Genomic DNA, 19,089 nt, shown 5'->3' with positions numbered 1-19,089 from the left:
AAATGTGGCCAAACAAGAGCATCACGTTCACGCAGCCGTGATTGCGGCCCTTTGGATCTGCTATTTACGCCTGCGGCCGATCACGCCGGTTCCCAGCCGTTCGAGCGCCTCGCGCAGCTTCGGATCCTCGACATCGGCCAGCATGTCGGCAAGCCGGCGCTTTTCCAACGTGTCGAGAGGGCGGGTCTTGAGCTTCTGGCTTGGCGTGTGGATGGCCTTCTGGACGATGCGGACTTCGGAGATCGCCTGAAAGCCGAAAAAGCTGTTCAAGCGCGAAATCAACTCAGCCTGCTGGTGCATCAGGAACAGCGCCCGCGCGCCCTCGCAGGCGATGGTCAACTGGCCCGGCGTGAAGCCGCCACCGGTCTCACTGGGACCATCCTGCTTGGGCCAGCGGATGCGCTCAGGCCTGGAGCATCCGGCAAACTGCTCGCCTGCGATCTCGTCCCAGGACCCCAGCAAAAGCGTGTTGATGCCCGCGCGCCTGGCCAGGATCGGATCGATCAGCCCATTGGCGACTTCGGCAATCTGGACGCTGCCTTTGCGGGTAAAGGGTTTTGCCACCAGTCCAACTCTCCCTGCCCTGCATCTTGCCGGTCCGAAACGGTTCCATACCGGGATAACCGGTTTTGACGGATTGCGCCGCGCGGTCCGGCGCGACATGATCCGGCATTGTGTTTGACCGGACGCGCACTGTGTCCGGATGCACCACTCCTTCCTAGCGCTGCCTGAGTTCAATGTCATCTGCAAAGCCCTCCCCGATTTCCGCAGGCATCGCGCCGCCGCTGCTCGCCTGGTATGACAGGCATGCCAGAACACTGCCCTGGCGGGTCAGCCCGGAGGATCGCGAACATGGCGTGGTGGCTGATCCCTACCGTGTCTGGCTGTCGGAAATCATGCTGCAGCAGACCACCGTTCAGGCGGTCAAATCCTATTTCGATGTCTTTGTGAGGCGCTGGCCGACAGTCAATGATCTGGCAGCCGCCGATACCGGGGACGTGATGAAGGCCTGGGCCGGGCTCGGCTATTACTCGCGGGCCCGGAACCTGAAAAAATGCGCCGACCAGGTGGCCACGGAGTTCGGCGGCGTGTTCCCTCAGACTGAAGAGGGGCTGCGCGCCCTGCCTGGCATCGGGCCCTATACGGCTGCGGCGATTGCGGCGATTGCCTTTGATGTTCCCGCAGCGGTAGTGGACGGCAATATCGAGCGGGTGTTTACCCGGCTTTTCGAGATCGACACGCCACTGCCTTCGGCAAAGCCCGAGATCACCACCCTGGTCGGCTCGGCCACGCCTGATGAGCGGCCCGGAGATTTCGCCCAGGCGCTGATGGATCTGGGCGCCACGATCTGCACACCAAAACGCCCGGCCTGCGCGCTCTGTCCGCTCGATGAAGGATGCGCCGCCCGCGTCTCCGGGCGGCAGGAGGCTTTCCCAGTCAAGGCTCCCAAGAAAACCAAACCGGTGCGCAAGGGCGCGGCCTTCGTGGCGGAACGTGGCGACGGCGCGGTGCTGCTGGTCAAGCGCCCGGACAAGGGCCTGCTTGGCGGCATGAGCGGACTGCCCACCAGCAACTGGACCGTGCGTGCGGATGGCAAAACCGGCATAAGCGCCGCACCATTTGAGGCTCAATGGCGCCAGACCGGGATGATTTCACACGTGTTTACACATTTTGAATTGCGGCTTGAGGTGTTTCATGCGGTTGTCACCGGCACGGATGACTATGGAGGTTGGTGGAGTGCCAGCGATTCGCTGGCCGAAGAAGCTCTTCCCACGGTCATGAAGAAGGCGCTGGCCAGTGCCTTTCCGGACCGGTTTTAGAAAAGGCGCGACATGAGCGAGACCAAACCAGCCATCCAGCACATCGTTTTCGATATCGGCAAGGTGCTGATCCATTATGATCCGAACATACCGTTCAGCCGGCTGATCCCGGACGAGGCGGAGCGGAAGAGCTTTTTCGACACCATCTGCACCCACGAGTGGAACCTTGAGCAGGACCGTGGACGCAGCTGGAGCGATGCCGAGGCGCTGCTGATTGCAGACCATCCGGAGAAGGAAGCCCTTATACGCGCCTTTCGCACCCATTGGCACGAGATGGTCAGCCACGCCTACCAAGACAGTGTCGACATCATGCTTGACCTGATCCAGCAGGGGCGCGACGTGACCATGCTGACCAATTTCGCGGCCGATACCTTCAAACAGGCTCAGGAGATGTTCCCCTTCCTCAAGGTGCCGCGCGGCGTGACGGTTTCAGGTGAGATCGGCATGATCAAGCCGGACCGGGAGATCTACGACACCCATGTGAACAGCTTCGGCCTCGACCCGTCGGCCTGCCTGTTCATTGATGACAGCGAGAAGAATGTCGAGGGCGCGATCGCGGCCGGCTGGCAATCGGTGCATTTCACAGGGGCTGCGAAATTGCGCGAGGATCTGGCAGGTTTCGGTCTCTAGACCCATGCATTGGTCACTGCGCAAAACCACCTGGATGGCTTTGCACCGGCTTCGCCCTACTCTGCTGCCATCGCCAGTTTCGGCATGTTGTCCTGACGCACATCTCCCGGCTCGACATTGGCCTTTTCGACCTCTCCAGGACGGGTCCTCCGCCCGGCATAGAGCAAGGCGAACATCGGCGGGGTGAAGTAGAACGACACCACCGTTGACAGCAGCACTCCACCGCCAATCGCCATGGCGAAAGGTGGCCAGAAGCCGCCGCCCGCCAGGATCAAGGGCAGGAAACCACCGAATGTGGTGATGGTGGTGCTGACGATATGGCGGCTTGAACGCATGATCACATCGACCATCGCCTCGGTGTCATTGGCACTGGCCTTCGCATCTGCCTGAAGTCCGGTCAGGATGATGATGGCGGCATTGATCGACACGCCGATGGAACCGATCACCCCGATGATCGCTGTAATCCCGAAAGGATATTGGAACACCGCGAGCGCGAGAATGCTCAGGCCAGTGGAAAGAGCGCAGACAACCATCGCCACCAGCGACAGCCGGAACGAATTGAAGGTCACGACTATTGTTGCGATCGTCAGCGTGACGATCAGGCGATCGGGGCAGCAGATTGTTGACCGTGTTCGAACGCGCATCGCTGTCGCCGCCAAGCTCCAATCGGTACCCGGCAGGCAGCTCGAACTCTGCGGCCTGCAATTCGGCCTGGGCAGCCTTGAGCGCTTCTTCCGGCAGGACGTCGCGCAGCAGGAAGGCCTGCACCGTGTTGACCCGCTCGGAATTGCGGCGGCTGATGGAACTGTCGCTGGGCTGCAAGCTGATCCTTGCGATTGCGGACAGCGGCACACCGGGATGATCGCCACGCGCGGCAATCGCTGCGGCGCCGGCAGGCAGGATCGGGATGTCGGACACCGCACCAAGGTCGCTTCTCACGGCGCTGCCGACGCGCACCCTGATATCGAGTTCCTCGGAGCCTTCGACCAGCGAGCCGCCGATGACACCCTCAAGGCTCGCCTCCAGCTGCCGCGAGACGCCCGCCAGATCCAGACCGAGCAGCCGCGCCTTTGCCTCGTCGACATTCACCGACACCTTCGGAGCACCCGACCCGACCGTCCCGCGCGACAGCGTGATAACGTCGATGCGCGAAAGGATCGTTCTTGCCTGATCGCCGAGATCGCGCAAGACATTCAGGTCCGGGCCAACCAGCCGTAATTCCACGGGCGCATTGACCGGCGGGCCTTGCACAAGCCCGCGAACCAGAAGCTGCACTTCGGGAACTTTCGGCGCTAAGGTGCGTTGCAGGCGCGGAACGATTTCCTCGGTCGCGGCGGGCGAGCTGGTTGTTATCAGGGCCTGGGCGTATTGCGGCGCGTCCTCGCGTCCGCCAACGATGTTGTAATAGAAGGACGGCCCCGAGCGGCCGACGATCCAGGTCACAGACCGGAGCTCCGGTTCAGCCGCGAGTTCGGCATCTATGCGGTCCACGATCTGATTTGCCTTTGAGATCGATGTCCCCGGCATCGCGTCAAACTCGATGTAGAACTGGTCACGGTCGACGCCAGGGAAGAACTGGGCCTGCAATGTCGGCATTGACAGGAACCCCACCAAGGGAAGCACCAGGGACAGCGCAACGGAGCGCAGCGGATTGGCGACTGCCCAGCGCAGGCTTGCCGCGAAGCCGCGTGCCAGGAAGCCGCCAGGAATGCCGGACTGCAGCGCCGTCGCCCTGGTCTCGTCCGGCATCAGCCATCCGGCAATCGCGGGCGTGACGGTGATGGCAATAATGAACGACCAGCCCAGCATGACCACTACGGCGATTGCAATCGACCCGACAAAATCGCCGGCGGGTCCGGGCAGCAGGATCATCGGCGTGAATGACAAAGCGGTGGTCACGGTGGAGGCGAACAAGGGGGCAACAAGCCGGCGCACCGACTGCCGCACTGCTTTAATCCGTGCCTCACCACGACGGATGCGTTGGCCAACCTCATCGGTCATGACAATGCCGGCGTCGACCAGCAGGCCAAGGGCAACGATCAGGCCGGTCACCGACATCTGATGGATGGCGAGCCCGATGTAGTTCATGGTCGCGATCGTGGCGAGCGTGACCACCGGCAGGATCAAGGCAACTATAAACGCCGCACGGACACCCAGCGTCAGCAGCAGGACCGCCACCACCAGGCCGACGCCGATGGCCATATTCAAGCCCACTTCCGCCAAACGGTCCGACGTGTAGCCGCTCTGATCAAACACCAGTTGCAATGACAATCCACCGGGCACCTTTGGCTGAAAGCCATCAATTGCCGCGCGGATATCGGCGCTCCAGACATCGATCTGCAATCCGTCTTCGAGCTTGGCTCCGACAAGGATCGCCCGGTTGCCATTCTGCCTGGCCATCTCGGCAACCGGTGTTTTCTGACTGCGGCTGACATGGGCAATATCGCCCAGCCTGGCGATCCGGCCATCGGCATCCTGACGGACGATGACATCGCGCAGCCGGTCAATGGCCGAGATTTCGCCATCCACCTCGATGACGAAGTCACCGCTTGCTCCACGCACGCGGCCAGCCTGTCCCTTGCTGTCGGAGGCGGCAATGGCCGCCGAGATCATGTCCGGGGTCAGGCCAAGCGCTGCAGAGCGCCCCGGATCAACGGCAACCAGAATCTCTTCCTCCGGCGCACCGAAAATCTCGACTTTCTTTGTGCCGCTCACACTGCGAAGCGTGTCGGCCAGTTCGTCGGCGTAGCGCGACACAATGGTCATCGGAACATCGCTGTGCCTGGCGGAAAGGGCTGCAATCGCGGAATAGCCACCAATATTGTCATTGGAGAATTCCGGATCACGAGCGCCAGCGGGAAACTCCTTGCGCGCGTCATCAAGGACATCGCGGATTTCCGACCAGACCTGCTCGATACGGTCATCGGCGAGCGTTTCAGACAGTTCGACCTGAACAATCGCGATGCCGGTTGAGGAGACCGACTCGATGTTCTCGATCTCCGGAATTTCACGCAAATGGTCTTCAATTTTCGTGGTCACCAGGGTTTCAACACGCCCCGGCTCAGCGCCGGGAAAGGCAGCCGTGACGGTTGCGAACAGATTGGTGATGGTCGGATCTTCCTGACGGCCGATGGCGAGCAGTGACGACGCACCTGCGGCGATCAGGACAAAAAGGATCAGTGCAACCAGCCGCGGCTGCCGGAAGGTCAGCGTTTCCATCAGTTGCCTGCCTCGATGATCTCGACCCGCTGGCCAGGCACGACCCGGTGCGGCCCATCGAGAACAAGCCGCGCGCCGTCCTCGAAGGTGCCCCTCACAAAGGCGCGATCCTGACCGGCATAAACGATTTCGACCGCTTGCGGGCTGATCACCAGATTGCCGCTGTCCGGTTCACCCTCAACAGTCATGACTTGCCACAAGCCGCGCATGCCTTCCTGCAAGGCTGGCACGGGCAGCCATGCCCCGCGCTCGGGAATTGTCTGATTGACGACCAGGCTTCCTGTCTGTCCGAACACCGTCGCCTCATCATCTTCGAGAGCGAAGCGGGCAATTCGTGTCCGGGTTACAGGATCAATGTTGGGCGCAAGCGAAATCAGCTGCGCCTCTACCGCGCGCCCCTCTATTTCAACCGTCAGACCGTTCGCATCGGCCAACAGCGGCGCCAGCGAAGGGTCGATGCCCGCCCGGAATTCCGGGCCGGCATGCTCAAGCAGGGAAATGACAGGCTGACCACCGGCAACAGTGGTGCCCTCATCGATATGGCGGGCGACAACGCGGCCGGCAAAGGGTGAGCTGATTTCAGCCTTTTCAATCTGGATCCGGTTCGTGGCCAGCGCAGCATCGACTTCGGCGATGCGGGCGGAGACTTCGGCCAAAGTGAAGGAAGCCTGATCAAGAGACTGAACGCTTGAAAAGCCCTGCTCCTGCAACTCTGTCTGCCGACTTGTCGTGCGCCGCGAGAGCTCGGCCTGAGCCTCAAGTGCGGCGCGCGAGGCCTGCAGGCGTGCGGTTTCGGCCTCCAGCAACTGAGTGTCGAGAACGGCAATACGATCCCCGGCAGCAATCAGGTCGCCATCATCAACCAAGACCTGAAGCACTGCCCCGCCCTGCTCGAACGCGATGTCCGTTTGCTGCTGGGGTTCGATCTGACCGACGAAGTGGCGTTCGATCTGGTAGGAATCGACATAGTTCAACGGCTGGATCCGGACAGTCACCAGCGGCGCGGAATCAACCTCTGCAACCGCGCTGGCCCGGTCTGCAATCACGCTCACCCCAAGCGATACCAAGCCGCCGGCAAGTCCGATAAAGCCGAGCGTCACGACGGCGGACAGCACGCGGCGCGCGACGGTTCTTGGCTTGTCAGTTCCAGTCGTGGCATTTTGCATGGAATCGTCCTGGCTGTTGCGTGCGGTGCAGTAAGGCCGTATGTAAGTATTCCTAACATGTGTGAGTAATACTCACTTTGTCAACCAACGGATCATTAGGAATTCAGAATATTGGCGACCGCAGACCCCAGGATCGGGATAAAAACCGGATATCATCATGGCGATTTGCGCGCGCAGCTGCTTGAAGCTGTTCGCCATTTGATTGAAATCAAAGGGAATTCCGACTTTTCAATTTCGGAAGCCAGCCGTCTGGCGGGCGTCAGCAGCGGTGCCCCGTACAAGCATTTCAAGGACAAACCGGCGATCATGAAAGCGGTTTGTTTTGAAGCCATGAACCGAAAATCGAGCCGGATGCAGTCGGCGATCAAGGACATCCCCCGAGGTTCGATCGCGCGAATCGAGGCATTGGGAAGGGCGTACATCGACTTTGCCCGCGAGGAGCCCGGGGTTTTCCGGCTGGTCTACGGCATGACCGAAGACCACAAGGACGACGAGGAATTGATGAAAGCCGGGCGTGACACACTGGCGATCGTCGTCAACGCCGTGGCGGACTATCTCGGAATAACACCGAATCACCCCGAGGCTGCGCGGCGAGCCTATCTTCTATGGTGCTTCGTTCACGGACACTCATTTCTGATCATAGACGACAAGGCGTCGGTGCATCAGATCCCCGTCGATGAAAACCAGATGCTTGCCGCAGTGGCCAGAGGTGTTCTTGATCAGCCAGTGGAATGAAACCGGCAGCTTTTGACACAAACGCCCGGAACGTCTTTCGACATTCCGGGCGCTTTATCGCGGCGGTGACTGAAGGTACATGACGCCCGCCGGATCTGTTTTGCAGGTCTACCCGGCGCGTGCCATTTCCTTGCGGATCACAGAACGGAATTCGTCGATCACAGTGAGACCGTCGGATGTTTCCAGATGCCAAAAGGTCCAGCCGTTGCAGGCGTCAAAGCCCTGCACATGGGCGCCGACCTTGTGGATCGATCCGGCCTGGCCGTTGGCAACAAGCGTCCCATCGGCGCGCACGATCGCCTGGTGCTTTCGCTTGGCGTCATGAAGCACATCGCCGGGTTTGACGTGACCAGCCTCGATCAGCACGTTGAAGGCGACGCGCGGCTCTGCGCGTTTGCCGGTCATCACCGTGAGTTCGTTCTTGCCGAGCGGTTCAACAGCATCAATTCGGGCGCGTGCTGCATCGATGTAATCCTGCTCGCGTTCGATGCCTACGAAATGGCGGCCCAGACGGCGCGCGACTGCACCGGTGGTGCCCGAACCGAAGAACGGGTCCAGCACCACGTCACCGGGCTTGGATGAGGCCATCAGCACCCGCGCCAGCAGCGCCTCGGGCTTTTGGGTCGGATGCACCTTCTTGCCGTCATCGCCTTTCAAGCGCTCGGCGCCGGTGCAGATCGGGAACAGCCAGTCCGAGCGCATCTGCACATCGTCATTGGAGGCTTTCATGGCTTCATAGTTGAAGGTGTAGCTCTTGGCGTTCTGATCGCGCGAGGCCCAGATCATCGTCTCATGGGCATTCTGGAACCGGCGGCCGCGGAAATTCGGCATCGGATTGGTCTTGCGCCAGACGATGTCGTTGAGCAGCCAGAAGCCGATGTCCTGGAGCTGCGAACCAACGCGGAAGATGTTGTGGTAGGAGCCGATCACCCAGATGGTGCCGTTGGGCTTGAGCACGCGGCGGCAGGCCATAAGCCAGGCGCGGGTGAAGGCGTCATAGGCGGCGAAGCTTTCGAACTGATCCCAGTGATCATTGACCGCATCGACCACAGACTGATCCGGCCTTGCCAGATCGCCGCCAAGCTGAAGGTTGTAGGGCGGGTCGGCAAAAATCACATCAACGGAGTTTTCGGGAAGCGCTTCAAGGGCTGCAACGCAATCGCCCTTGATGATGGTGTCGAGCCAGGATTGGGGCGCGGCTTTGACGGTCGGAACTTTGGCAAACGAAACTGAACGGGCCATTTGATACTCACCTTACTCGAACGCAACAACTGAGCATCATGGTTACCGAACAGGGTAAACATCTGGTGAATGACCCTGAGATGGATTTCAGATTTCCCTGATTACAGCAAGAAGCGTACCCGCGCTTGCCTGTCGCCAACGCTTGCTGTAGGCCCGGTGGCGAAAATCACCCCTCCGCAAATTTCCCACTACAGGAAGACTTCCATGTCCGGTTTCGACCTCATCATCTTTGATTGCGACGGCGTGCTGGTCGACAGCGAGGTTATCGCGGCGGAGGTGGAATCCGCGCTTTTGAGCGAGGCCGGATATTCGATCAGCCCGGAAGAACTGGCCGAGCGCTTTGCGGGTCTGACCTGGAAAGACATCTTGTTCGAGGTCGAGCGGGAATCGAACACTCCGCTGTCGGCCTCGCTGATCGATGCGTCAGAAGCGCTGCTGGACAAGAAGCTGGCAGCAGAGGTGCGCGCCATTGACGGTGCCGCAGTGGCGATCAGCCGGCTGCCGCAGCCGCGCTGCATCTGTTCGAACTCCTCCGCACACCGGCTCGCCGCCATGCTCAAGCGAACAGGTCTCGACCGGTTGTTCGGGGAGCGTGTCTATTCGGCCAAGGAGGTCGGCGAAGGCCGCACGAAGCCTGCCCCGGACGTATTTCTACATGGCGCCAGCGAATTCGATGTTAATCCGGCAAATGTGCTGGTGATCGAGGATTCGGTCCATGGCGTGGAGGCCGCGCGGGCGGCTGGCATGCGTGTGGTTGGTTTTACCGGCGGTTCCCACAGCTATCCCGGCCATGCCGACAAGCTGACCGAAGCGGGCGCGGAAACCGTGATTGCCCGCATGGCCGATCTTCCGGCAACCGTGGAAGCGCTGGCGGCCTGGTCGGAACTCGGCTGAACTCCGGCGACCAAAGCCCAAGCTTCAAGCCACCGCTGGACATCAAGGCGTGTCGTAGGGTCCGGGATCAAATCCAACCAGGATCTTGGCTGTTCCCGCGGAGCTTGCCGGGAACGTCACGGCTGAATTGGTGAATACGAACTGCGTCGTCGGCTGACCTTCTGGCAGTATGACGGGATGCTTGATCAATTCCGAGTAGATCAGATTCTCGCCATCCAGCACTGCAACGCGGATCGGAACATCAATCTGGCCGGATTTGCCGGCGGGGCCAGCAACAAGGCGGCCGGACGCCACGACGGTCGCGACCATCTGATCGCCATTGATCCGGCACTGTCTGGTCGTATCCGCAATCGATCCCTGGTGAATAACCTTGGTCGGATCGCCATCGCCACCCTTGACGTAACTGCGATAAATGGCGGTCCCTTCACGAAGCTCCACCTTGGGGCAGGTCCCCTGAACCACGGCGGCATTGGTGGCCGCATCGATTGCCGGCTGGCCATCTGATCCGCCCGGATTGAGAATGGCGCCGGGGTTGGCGCCGGTGCAACCCGCGATCAGAACTGCTCCGAGCAAAACCGGAATGGAACGCAACATACTGTATGACACTGTAAACCTACCTTCATCTGCATTCAGAGCGTCGGGCAAAGACTGCAACCCGTATATGGCCTTTGCATGACGACCGCCCTTGGTCTATATCAGCCGCGCGGCGAAAAATCGACCGGCGTTATCTCACCTTGCGCGATCCGCGTCCACCACCGGAGACCATGTCTGTGGACTATATTTCGACACGGGGCGAAGCGCCCGCATTAGGCTTCAGCGATGCTCTTCTGGCAGGGCTGGCGCGCGATGGCGGGCTTTATGTGCCGCGGCAATGGCCGCAATTCTCCCGCAAGGAGATCCGTGCCATGCGCGGGCAAAGCTATCAGGAAATCGCCTTCCGGGTGATCCTTCCCTTTGCTAAAGGCCAAATCGGCGCCGAGGCTCTGCGCCAGATGATCAACGAGGCCTACGCAACATTTCGTCACCCCGCGATCACACCATTGGTGCAAAGCGGCCCGAACGCCTTTGTGCTCGAGCTGTTTCATGGACCGACCCTGGCGTTCAAGGATGTGGCAATGCAGCTGATCGCCAGGCTGATGGATCACGTGCTGGCCGAGCGCAACGAGCGTGCGACGATCGTTGGCGCCACCTCGGGCGATACCGGCGGAGCCGCGATCGACGCCTTTGCCGGGCGTGACCGCACAGACATCTTCATCCTGTTTCCCGAAGGCCGCGTGTCGCCGGTGCAGCAGCGCCAGATGACCACATCGACTGCGTCAAACGTGCATGCGCTGGCGATCAAGGGCAATTTCGATGATTGCCAGGACATGGTCAAAGCCATGTTCAACCACACCTCGTTTCGCGAAAATGTGCGGCTTTCCGGCGTCAATTCGATCAACTGGGCGCGGATCATGGCCCAGATCGTCTATTATTTCACCGCTGCAATATCGCTCGGCGCACCGGACCGGAAGGTCTCGTTTACGGTGCCGACGGGCAATTTCGGCGATGTTTTCGCCGGATACTGCGCCAAGCGCATGGGACTTCCCATCGACAAGCTGGTGGTGGCGACAAACGAGAATGACATTCTGGCGCGGACCATGCGCACCGGACGCTACGAGATGCGCGGTGTCACAGCGACCACATCGCCATCAATGGACATCCAGATCTCTTCAAATTTCGAGCGGCTGCTGTTTGACGCCAATGACCGCGACGCCGGTTCAGTGCGCCAGGCGATGGCCGGGCTCAAGCAATCAGGTGCCTTCGACATCGCGGCACCTGCGCTCAAGGCAATTCGCAAGGAGTTTCGCGCCGGCCGCGCCAGCGAGCGCCAGGTCAAGGCAACGATCCATGACGTGCAGGCTGAAACCGGCTATGTGCTCGACCCTCACACGGCGGTAGGCGTGTTTGTCGCCAACAAGATGATGAAGCCGTCAGCGCCGATGGTGACGCTGGCAACGGCGCATCCGGCCAAGTTCCCGGCTGCCGTAAAACAGGCCTGCGGTATTGACCCGGCGCTCCCGGCATGGCTCTCTGATCTTATGCAACGGGAGGAACGGTTCAGCGTGTTGCCCAATGAGCAGGAAAAGGTGGAATCCCACATCCTGACACATACGCGGGCAGCTCCATGAACCGCGGAAAGTGACAGTATGAAAGTCAAGACCACCAGTCTCGCCAACGGCGTGACAGTCGTTACCGAAACCATGGATCATCTGGAGAGCGTTGCTCTCGGTGTCTGGGTCAAATCCGGTTCGCGCGACGAGACCGCCAACGAGCACGGAATTGCGCATCTGCTTGAGCACATGGCGTTCAAGGGCACCCGCAAGCGCAGCGCGCGTCAGATTGCCGAGGAAATCGAAAATGTGGGCGGCGAGCTCAACGCGGCCACATCGACGGAAACCACGGCCTATTACGCCCGCGTGCTCCGGGATCATGTGCCGCTGGCAATCGATATCCTGCACGACATCCTGACGGATTCGGTGTTTGACGAAGCGGAATTGCAGCGCGAGAAGCACGTGATCCTGCAGGAAATCGGTGCTGCCAACGATACGCCCGATGATGTGGTCTATGACCGCTTCACCGAAGCCGCCTTCCGCGAGCAGACCATCGGACGGCCCATCCTTGGCACCCCGGACACCGTCAAGTCGTTTACGCCGGACCAGATCCGCAGATATCTTTCGCGCCATTACACCGGCGACCGCATTGTTGTCGTCGCAGCAGGCGCGGTTGATCATGACGCTTTCGTCAAGCTGGTCGGTGAACGCTTTGGCCAGTCGATCCAGCCGACGGGCACACAACTGCGCGCCATTCCAACCGCAAGCTACACTGGCGGAGACTACCGTGAGGACCGCGACCTGATGGACGCGCAGGTGCTAATCGGTTTTGAGGGCCGCGCCTATCAGGTCCGCGACTTCTATTGCTCGCAGCTGCTCGCCAACATTCTGGGCGGCGGCATGTCATCGCGGCTGTTTCAGGAGGTGCGCGAGAAACGCGGGCTGTGCTACTCGGTCTATGCGTTTCACTGGGGCTTCTCGGACTCGGGCATTTTCGGCATTCACGCGGCAACCGGCGGAGACGATCTGCCGGAGCTGATCCCGGTGATCCTGTCAGAGCTGGCCAAGGCTGCTGAGGGCGTTGACGAGCAGGAGATCAACCGCTCGCGCGCCCAGGTCCGCTCTGGCCTGCTGATGTCGCAGGAAAGCCCTGCGGCACGGGCAAGCCAGATTGCGCGGCAGATGCTGCTGTTCGGGCGCCCGGTGAGCAACTCCGAACTGATGGAGCGGCTTGAGAACATCACACCTGAACGGCTTTCGGATCTGGCGGAGCGGCTGTTTTTCAACACCCCGGTCACGGTTTCGGCCATCGGACCGGTCAGCAATCTCATGCCGGTCAAAGATATGACGGATTTACTCGTTCAGAATGGCTCAAGAACGGCTGCGGCTGAATAAGCCAAGCCGAGAACTCATCAGGGAAATCGGGCTATGGCGTCGTCGGTTTTTCGCTTCCGCAGCCGGAGCCAGGTATCATTCCGCCTCGACGGGGAGCGGACATGTCTTCGCTATCCCGTGATGGGCGACTATCTGGAATGGAGCCGCCTGCGCGACGCAAGCCGCAACTTTCTGGAGCCCTGGGAGCCCCGCTGGGCGCATGATGACCTCACACGCGCCGCCTTTCGCTACCGGATCCAGCGCTACGACGCAGACCGCGCCGCCGGACAGGCCCTGCCCTTGTTTGTCTGCCTCAAATCCTCCGGACAGCTGGCGGGCGGGGTAACCCTTGGCGCGATCCGGCGCGGAGCGGCGGAGAGTTGCACATTGGGGTACTGGATGGGAGAACAGCACGCCGGCAAGGGCCTGATGCGCGACGCTCTTACTGCACTCCTTCCCCATGTGTTTGACAGCATGCGGTTGCACCGGATCGAGGCGGCCTGTATTCCGGACAATTCCAGGAGTCAACGCCTCCTGGAAGCGGTCGGGTTTCGGCGCGAGGGATACTTGAACGGCTATCTAAAAATCAACGGCGCCTGGCGCGATCACCTGCTGTATGCGCTGGTTGCCGAGGATTGGCACTCCATGCGCACGCAAAGCTCCAGGTCCGGCGAATGACAGGTCTTCATGGTTTCAGACGGTTCAGTCGCGGCAGGGCGGCAGCGTTTGATCGCGGTCTCTTCCTGCTTGGCCTTCTGGCGTTATGCCTGACACTGTTTTCCGCACCAGCGGCGCAGGCGATTGAACCCGTCAAGATCGGCCGCGACGACACCGCACTTGATCTCACCGCGACCACGGAAATCTACAATCAGCGCGGCGAAGCCTTCCAGGTTTCCACCGCAGCCGGGGCTGACGGTATCGTCCGGCGGATCGAGGTGCGCGCGAACTCAGCCCAGCATTCGGGTGATTGGGCAGTGTTTGCGCTGGCCAATGTCACCGATGAGCAGATCGATCGCCTGATTGTGGCGCCGCATTTCCGGCTGGTCGCTTCGGGTCTGCTGTGGCCGGATCTCGGATCGGCACGCATTCTTGGAATCACGCCCAGCGAGGGGTTTGCCCTCGACCGGGTGCCGAGCAGTGAAGACGACGTGTTCCGGATCACGCTCAACCCGGGGACGGTCATCACCTTTGTTGCCGAACTTGCGGCCCCGGAATTGCCGCAGATCTATCTGTGGGAGCCGGAGGCGTACAAGGACACGGTCAACGCCTACACGCTTTATCGCGGCATCGTGCTTGGCATCGCAGGACTTCTAGCGGTGTTTCTGACCATCCTCTTCGTGGTCAAGGGCACGTCGATGCTGCCTGCGACAGCAGCCCTTGCCTGGGCGGTTCTTGCCTATGTGTCGGTGGATTTCGGGTTTTTGTCGAAACTGATCCTGATCACACCTGGTGATGAGCGGATCTGGCGCGCGGGCACCGAGGTGCTGCTGGCCACCGGGCTTGTGGTGTTCCTGTTCACCTATCTCAATCTCAACCGCTGGCACACCAACCTGTCCTATGTGACTGTTGCCTGGATCCTGGGCCTGGGCGCGCTGTTTGCCGTGGCGATCTATGATCCGCCAGTGGCGTCGGGCATTGCCCGGATCTCGTTTGCCGCAACCGCAATCGCGGGGGTGGCGCTGATCGCCTATCTGGGCTTCAACCGGTATGACCGCGCGGTAATGCTGATACCGACCTGGGCGCTGATCCTGTGCTGGCTTTTCGGCGCTTGGGTGACCGTGACCGGGCAACTGGCCAATGACATCGTTCAACCCGCGCTGGGCGGCGGCCTGGTGCTGATCGTGCTCTTGATGGGCTTTACGGTGATGCAGCACGCCTTTGCCGGCGGCGCTTATCATCAGGGCCTCTTTTCCGACATGGAGCGCCAGGCCATGGCGCTTGCGGGGTCCGGGGATACGGTGTGGGACTGGGACGTGACCCGCGACCGTGTGGTGACATCACCGGATCTGTCGCCGCAATTGGGTCTTTCCCCCGGAGCCCTCGCCGGGCCGGCCCGCAATTGGCTGCCGCGCGTTCATGCAGATGACCGTGACCGCTTCCGCACCACCCTCGATGTTCTGCTCGAACACCGCAAGGGACGGCTAAATCACCAGTTCCGGATGCGTGCGGAAGACGGCCATTATCACTGGATGGCGCTGCGCGCCCGCCCTGTGATCGGTTCCAATGGCGAGGTGATCCGTTGTGTCGGCACCATCATCGATGTGACCGAGCAAAAGACATCGGAAGACCGTCTTTTGCATGATGCGGTGCATGACAATCTGACCGGGCTTCCCAACCGGCAATTGTTCGTCGACCGTCTGCAGACCATGATCAGCATTGCCGCGCAAAGCCCGGAAGTGCGGCCCAGCGTGTTCATGATCGATATCGACCGTTTCAAACAGGTCAACGACAAATTGGGGATGTCGGTTGGCGATACCATCCTGCTGGCGCTCACCCGGCGCCTGAAACGGCTTTTGAAGCCGCTCGATACGCTGGCCCGGATTTCCGGGGACCAGTTCGGGCTGGTGCTGGTTTCCGAGCAGGACGCGGTGAAGGTTGCCGCGCTGGCCGAGGCGATCTCCAAAGCCATCTCGGCGCCGATTGATTTTGCCGGACAGGATATCCGGCTCACGGCCTCGATCGGCCTGGTTACATGGGTGGAAAGCGACGCACAGCCCGAAGACCTGATCAAGGATGCTGAGCTCGCCATGTACCAGGCCAAGCGCTTTGGCGGCAACCGGATCGAACCGTTCCGCCCGGCCTTCCGCACGGTCGGCTCCGACAGGCAGAGGCTGGAAAGCGATCTGCGGCGGGCGCTTGAGCGCAAGGAGCTGACGCTCGTCTACCAGCCAATTGTCGAATTGAAAGACGCCGAGATCGCCGGTTTCGAGGCCTTGTTGCGCTGGGAAGATCCAAAACGCGGGACGGTTCCGCCCTCCGAGTTCATTCCAGTGGCCGAAACATCCGACCTGATTCTCGAACTGGGCATGTACGCGCTCAAGCGCGCTGCCGACGATCTGGCGATCTGGCAGGAGACGATTGGCGAGGTTCCGGTGTTCATGTCAGTCAATCTGTCGAGCGCCCAGTTGCTCAAGAGCGACCTGTGCAATGATGTGATCAAGGCGATTTCCGCCTCGCGATGCGAACCTTCGCAGTTCCGGCTCGAACTCACTGAGTCGCTTGTGATGCACAATCCGCAGCAGGCGCTGATGACGCTGGCGCGTCTTTCAGAGGCAGGCATCGGGCTTACGCTGGATGATTTTGGAACAGGCCATTCGTCACTGGCCTATCTCACCCGTTTCCCGTTCCAAACGATCAAGATCGACAAGTCGCTGGTTATCGACCAAACCGAGAAGGGCGGCATTCTGATCCGCTCGATCGTCAACTTGGCCAAGCATCTCGACATGAGCGTCGTGGCCGAGGGCGTGGCATCTGAAGACGACGCGATCCAACTCTCGGAGATGGGCTGCGACTACGGTCAGAGCTTCCTGTTTGGACCGCCGATTGGCGCGGACTCCGTGCAGAAGCTTCTCAAGGAACGCTTTCCCGTTGCCAAATCCAGTTGAACCGGCACAGAATGTTCGGCTTCGGAATTGAAGACTTCGCCAGGTTCAGGCGTGACCGGCTTCCATCGACAGCATGGCCGGGCTCACACCCATGTGGCTAAGGACACGGTCATATTTTGCCGAATGGTCCCGATCGAAGACGATGTCATCGCTGGCGGGGCAACTCAGCCAGGCGTTGGCCGCCATCTCCTGTTCAAGCTGCCCAGGCCCCCAGCCGGCATAGCCCAGCAGCATCATGCCACGCACGGGACCGCAGCCATCCTTGATCGCACGCAGAATATCGATCGTTGCCGTCAGGCAGAGATCATCGTTCACCGGCATGGTTGATTCAGTCATGTAATCATCGGAGTGCAGCACAAAGCCACGGCCCGGGTCGACGGGGCCGCCGAACTGGATCGGGAAATTACGGGCGCATTCGCTCATTCCGATCTTGCGGCTCTTGTCGGCGTCACGGCGCTCCTGGCTGTCGAGGTCCAGGTTCTCTACCAGCTCTTCAAAGCTCAAGGGCTGCGGCTGGTTGAGGATGAACCCCATGGCACCGTCTTCGGAATGCGCGCACACGAAAATGACCGCGCGTTCGAAACGCTCGTCGCTCATCGACGGCATTGCCAGCAGGAAGTGCCCGTCCAGACAGCCGCGTTTGCGCCGCGACAAATGATCTTCAAGTGCAAACATGATGAGAGCCTACCAAGTTTTGGGGGTTTGAAAAGTCCTGTATTGCGGAGCGAAGCGCGGCCATGGCTGGCGTCTCACTGGAAAACACTGAGCGGTCACGGAAAAATGAGGTCGGCTCAAGTGAGTTTTATTGGATTTGCAAGCCTCTGATCCGGTAGGTTGCTGCAATGATCAAACTTTCCGCTCTTCCAACCATCGCACCGCAGGCTTTCAGGCCGTTTGCCGTGGCCGCGCTTGTCACCGCTCTGGCGGTTGCACCCGCGTGGTCCGCCGAAAGCGCCTGGGCAGAGACTGAAGGCGGACGCATGCGCCTGGTTGTCGACCCCGAACCGCGCGCCGACGGAAAGATCATGGCCGTGCTTGATGTGGACCTTGATGCCGGATGGAAGACCTATTGGCGTGACCCCGGTAGCGCCGGAATTCCGCCGATTGTCGACTTTTCCCAGAGCAACGGGATTGATTTGGTGGCGTTTGACTATCCGCCGCCGGTTCGGGTCGATGACGGCTATGCGGTCTGGGCCGGGTATACCGCGCCAGTGCGGTTTCCACTCACTCTGACTCGAACCGCAAGCGGGTCGGCCCAAATCCGCGCGCAGGCCTTCATCGGCATTTGCGAAAAGGTCTGCGTGCCGTTTCAGGCCGAGCTGACGGTCGACCTGCCGCCGGACGCAATAGCTTCGAAGAGTGCCAAAATCCTGGTCAGTGATGCCGTGGCCAGTCTTCCGGAGCCGGCAGGCACGGATTTTCATCTCACGGATGCACGCGCAGATCCCGGCCAGACCCAGATCGAGATTGCAGTCGCCCTGCCCGCATTCCGGCCAGCCAGCGTGACACCTGACCTGTTTGTCTCCGGACCTCCCGGCTTTGCCTTCGCCCCACCCAAACTGATTTCGGATTCGGACGGCGAGGCCCGCTGGAGTGTTCGGGTAGAGCGACTGCCCAAGGACACTGACCGGATCGACCTTGATGCAATCGACGCCACCGTCACATTCGGCAGGCGTGCAATGAATGAAAACCTGGGCACGGTGACCGCAGCAGCCAATTGACCGTCTCTGTTCGATTAATACGCTCACAGCCCTCGAAATCCGCCGTGCAATTCCTTATCTTGAGAGTCTATCAACGGCTAGCACAGGGAGCGCCGACGTGACGATTGCTATTGGGGACAAGTTGCCAGAGGCAACTTTCAAGGAAACCACCGCGGACGGGATGACCGAAGTTCAAAGCGGTGATCTGTTTGGCGGCAAAAAGGTCGTTGTGTTTGCGGTTCCGGGTGCTTTCACGCCCACCTGCCATCTCAACCATCTGCCCGGCTATCTTGAGAACCGCGACGCCATTCTCGCCAAGGGCGTGGATGAAATCGCGGTGATTTCGGTCAATGACGCCTTCGTCATGGCAGCATGGGAGAAGGCCACGAACGGCGCGGGCAAGCTGCGCTATCTGTCGGACTGGGACGCCAGCTTCACCAAGGCTGTCGGAATGGAAATGGATCTTTCCGCCGGCACCCTGGGTGTGCGCTCCAAGCGCTATTCAATGATTGTCGAGGATGGCAAGGTGACCGCTCTCAACATCGAGGACGCGCCGGGCCAGGCAGTGACCTCGGGAGCCTCGGCGCTGCTTGAGCAGCTCTGAGAGCCACTCA

At 60.6% G+C, this 19,089-nt stretch carries 16 protein-coding genes and 1 pseudogene; 10 read left to right on the top strand and 7 right to left on the bottom strand.

All coding sequences use genetic code 11. The features are described 5' to 3' along the window. Positions 1-60: 60 nt before the first annotated feature. On the bottom strand, positions 61-564 hold the full coding sequence (locus tag HPDFL43_RS06615) for a DUF721 domain-containing protein (protein ID WP_007196513.1): 504 nt from the start codon (positions 562-564) through the stop codon (positions 61-63). A gap of 173 nt (positions 565-737) precedes the next feature. Between HPDFL43_RS06615 and mutY the strand changes: the two genes are divergently transcribed. Then, positions 738-1,820 carry an A/G-specific adenine glycosylase gene (gene mutY, locus HPDFL43_RS06610; RefSeq protein ID WP_007196511.1) on the top strand — a complete coding sequence of 361 codons (1,083 nt, stop codon included), beginning with the start codon at positions 738-740 and terminating at the stop codon, positions 1,818-1,820. 12 nt (positions 1,821-1,832) lie between these two features. After that, positions 1,833-2,450, top strand: coding sequence for an HAD family hydrolase (locus HPDFL43_RS06605; RefSeq protein WP_007196510.1), 618 nt, complete (start codon positions 1,833-1,835; stop codon positions 2,448-2,450). Positions 2,451-2,506: 56 nt separating this feature from the next. Here HPDFL43_RS06605 and HPDFL43_RS22330 read toward each other — a convergent pair whose 3' ends face one another. The 3 genes and pseudogenes from HPDFL43_RS22330 to HPDFL43_RS06595 form a co-directional block, all read right to left on the bottom strand. After that, entirely contained in the window at positions 2,507-3,094 is a 588-nt protein-coding gene (locus tag HPDFL43_RS22330) for an efflux RND transporter permease subunit (protein ID WP_280949345.1), read from the bottom strand. A 34-nt stretch (positions 3,095-3,128) separates the two neighbouring features. Continuing rightward, a pseudogene (locus tag HPDFL43_RS06600) lies at positions 3,129-5,669 on the bottom strand (efflux RND transporter permease subunit); the annotation flags it as partial. Then, on the bottom strand, positions 5,669-6,835 hold the full coding sequence (locus tag HPDFL43_RS06595; protein ID WP_007196508.1) for an efflux RND transporter periplasmic adaptor subunit: 1,167 nt from the start codon (positions 6,833-6,835) through the stop codon (positions 5,669-5,671). The pseudogene HPDFL43_RS06600 and the gene HPDFL43_RS06595, both read right to left, overlap by 1 nt. Positions 6,836-6,946: 111 nt before the next feature. Between HPDFL43_RS06595 and HPDFL43_RS06590 the strand changes: the two genes are divergently transcribed. Beyond that, positions 6,947-7,570, top strand: a complete 624-nt coding sequence (locus HPDFL43_RS06590) for a TetR/AcrR family transcriptional regulator (protein ID WP_007196507.1) — start codon at positions 6,947-6,949, stop codon at positions 7,568-7,570. Positions 7,571-7,678: 108 nt separating this feature from the next. On the opposite strand, the gene HPDFL43_RS06585 is transcribed toward HPDFL43_RS06590, so the two are convergent. Beyond that, positions 7,679-8,812 (bottom strand): site-specific DNA-methyltransferase, encoded by a 1,134-nt coding sequence (locus tag HPDFL43_RS06585; RefSeq protein ID WP_007196506.1) that lies wholly within the window; start codon positions 8,810-8,812, stop codon positions 7,679-7,681. Between the two features lie 204 nt (positions 8,813-9,016). Between HPDFL43_RS06585 and HPDFL43_RS06580 the strand changes: the two genes are divergently transcribed. Next, on the top strand, positions 9,017-9,706 hold the full coding sequence (locus tag HPDFL43_RS06580) for an HAD family hydrolase (protein WP_007196505.1): 690 nt from the start codon (positions 9,017-9,019) through the stop codon (positions 9,704-9,706). A 42-nt stretch (positions 9,707-9,748) separates the two neighbouring features. On the opposite strand, the gene HPDFL43_RS06575 is transcribed toward HPDFL43_RS06580, so the two are convergent. After that, a complete protein-coding gene (locus HPDFL43_RS06575) occupies positions 9,749-10,300 on the bottom strand; it encodes a hypothetical protein (RefSeq protein ID WP_007196504.1) in 552 nt (183 codons plus the stop codon). A gap of 170 nt (positions 10,301-10,470) precedes the next feature. Here HPDFL43_RS06575 and thrC point away from each other — a divergent pair, with 170 nt between their 5' ends. From thrC to HPDFL43_RS06555, 4 genes are read left to right on the top strand one after another with little or no spacing between them, the layout of a single operon-like run. Continuing rightward, positions 10,471-11,874, top strand: coding sequence for a threonine synthase (gene thrC / locus HPDFL43_RS06570; RefSeq protein WP_007196503.1), 1,404 nt, complete (start codon positions 10,471-10,473; stop codon positions 11,872-11,874). An 18-nt stretch (positions 11,875-11,892) separates the two neighbouring features. Next, on the top strand, positions 11,893-13,191 hold the full coding sequence (locus HPDFL43_RS06565) for a M16 family metallopeptidase (RefSeq protein ID WP_007196502.1): 1,299 nt from the start codon (positions 11,893-11,895) through the stop codon (positions 13,189-13,191). 33 nt (positions 13,192-13,224) lie between these two features. Further along, positions 13,225-13,848: a GNAT family N-acetyltransferase gene (locus HPDFL43_RS06560; protein ID WP_040449105.1), complete on the top strand. Its 624-nt coding sequence runs from the start codon at positions 13,225-13,227 to the stop codon at positions 13,846-13,848. Then, positions 13,845-16,775 carry an EAL domain-containing protein gene (locus HPDFL43_RS06555; protein WP_007196500.1) on the top strand — a complete coding sequence of 977 codons (2,931 nt, stop codon included), beginning with the start codon at positions 13,845-13,847 and terminating at the stop codon, positions 16,773-16,775. Before HPDFL43_RS06560 ends, HPDFL43_RS06555 begins: the two co-directional genes overlap by 4 nt. Before the next feature lie 45 nt (positions 16,776-16,820). Here the strand turns inward: HPDFL43_RS06555 and HPDFL43_RS06550 are convergent, their stop codons facing one another. After that, positions 16,821-17,372 (bottom strand): YqgE/AlgH family protein, encoded by a 552-nt coding sequence (locus HPDFL43_RS06550; protein ID WP_425348854.1) that lies wholly within the window; start codon positions 17,370-17,372, stop codon positions 16,821-16,823. Between the two features lie 245 nt (positions 17,373-17,617). Between HPDFL43_RS06550 and HPDFL43_RS21315 the strand changes: the two genes are divergently transcribed. Together HPDFL43_RS21315 and HPDFL43_RS06540 are read left to right on the top strand one after the other, a co-directional pair. Then, complete coding sequence (locus tag HPDFL43_RS21315) at positions 17,618-18,496, top strand: protein-disulfide reductase DsbD domain-containing protein (protein ID WP_007196498.1); 879 nt, start codon at positions 17,618-17,620, stop codon at positions 18,494-18,496. Positions 18,497-18,593: 97 nt separating this feature from the next. Next, positions 18,594-19,079 carry a peroxiredoxin gene (locus HPDFL43_RS06540; protein WP_007196497.1) on the top strand — a complete coding sequence of 162 codons (486 nt, stop codon included), beginning with the start codon at positions 18,594-18,596 and terminating at the stop codon, positions 19,077-19,079. Positions 19,080-19,089 lie beyond the last annotated feature (10 nt).

Source organism: Hoeflea phototrophica DFL-43, from assembly GCF_000154705.2.
GTDB classification, from domain to species: Bacteria; Pseudomonadota; Alphaproteobacteria; order Rhizobiales; family Rhizobiaceae; genus Hoeflea; species Hoeflea phototrophica.
This window is presented reverse-complemented; position numbering and strand designations above follow the sequence as displayed.

Coding starts and splice junctions, on each gene's coding strand:
- HPDFL43_RS06560 (WP_040449105.1), top strand. CDS start 13,225: ATGGCGTCGTCGGTTTTTCGCTTCCGCAGCCGGAGCCAGGTATCATTC.
- HPDFL43_RS06605 (WP_007196510.1), top strand. CDS start 1,833: ATGAGCGAGACCAAACCAGCCATCCAGCACATCGTTTTCGATATCGGC.
- HPDFL43_RS06550 (WP_425348854.1), bottom strand. CDS start 17,372: ATGAGCGACGAGCGTTTCGAACGCGCGGTCATTTTCGTGTGCGCGCAT.
- HPDFL43_RS21315 (WP_007196498.1), top strand. CDS start 17,618: ATGATCAAACTTTCCGCTCTTCCAACCATCGCACCGCAGGCTTTCAGG.
- HPDFL43_RS06580 (WP_007196505.1), top strand. CDS start 9,017: ATGTCCGGTTTCGACCTCATCATCTTTGATTGCGACGGCGTGCTGGTC.
- HPDFL43_RS06595 (WP_007196508.1), bottom strand. CDS start 6,835: ATGCAAAATGCCACGACTGGAACTGACAAGCCAAGAACCGTCGCGCGC.
- HPDFL43_RS06585 (WP_007196506.1), bottom strand. CDS start 8,812: ATGGCCCGTTCAGTTTCGTTTGCCAAAGTTCCGACCGTCAAAGCCGCG.
- HPDFL43_RS06575 (WP_007196504.1), bottom strand. CDS start 10,300: ATGTTGCGTTCCATTCCGGTTTTGCTCGGAGCAGTTCTGATCGCGGGT.
- mutY (WP_007196511.1), top strand. CDS start 738: ATGTCATCTGCAAAGCCCTCCCCGATTTCCGCAGGCATCGCGCCGCCG.
- HPDFL43_RS06565 (WP_007196502.1), top strand. CDS start 11,893: ATGAAAGTCAAGACCACCAGTCTCGCCAACGGCGTGACAGTCGTTACC.
- HPDFL43_RS06555 (WP_007196500.1), top strand. CDS start 13,845: ATGACAGGTCTTCATGGTTTCAGACGGTTCAGTCGCGGCAGGGCGGCA.
- thrC (WP_007196503.1), top strand. CDS start 10,471: ATGTCTGTGGACTATATTTCGACACGGGGCGAAGCGCCCGCATTAGGC.
- HPDFL43_RS22330 (WP_280949345.1), bottom strand. CDS start 3,094: ATGCGCGTTCGAACACGGTCAACAATCTGCTGCCCCGATCGCCTGATC.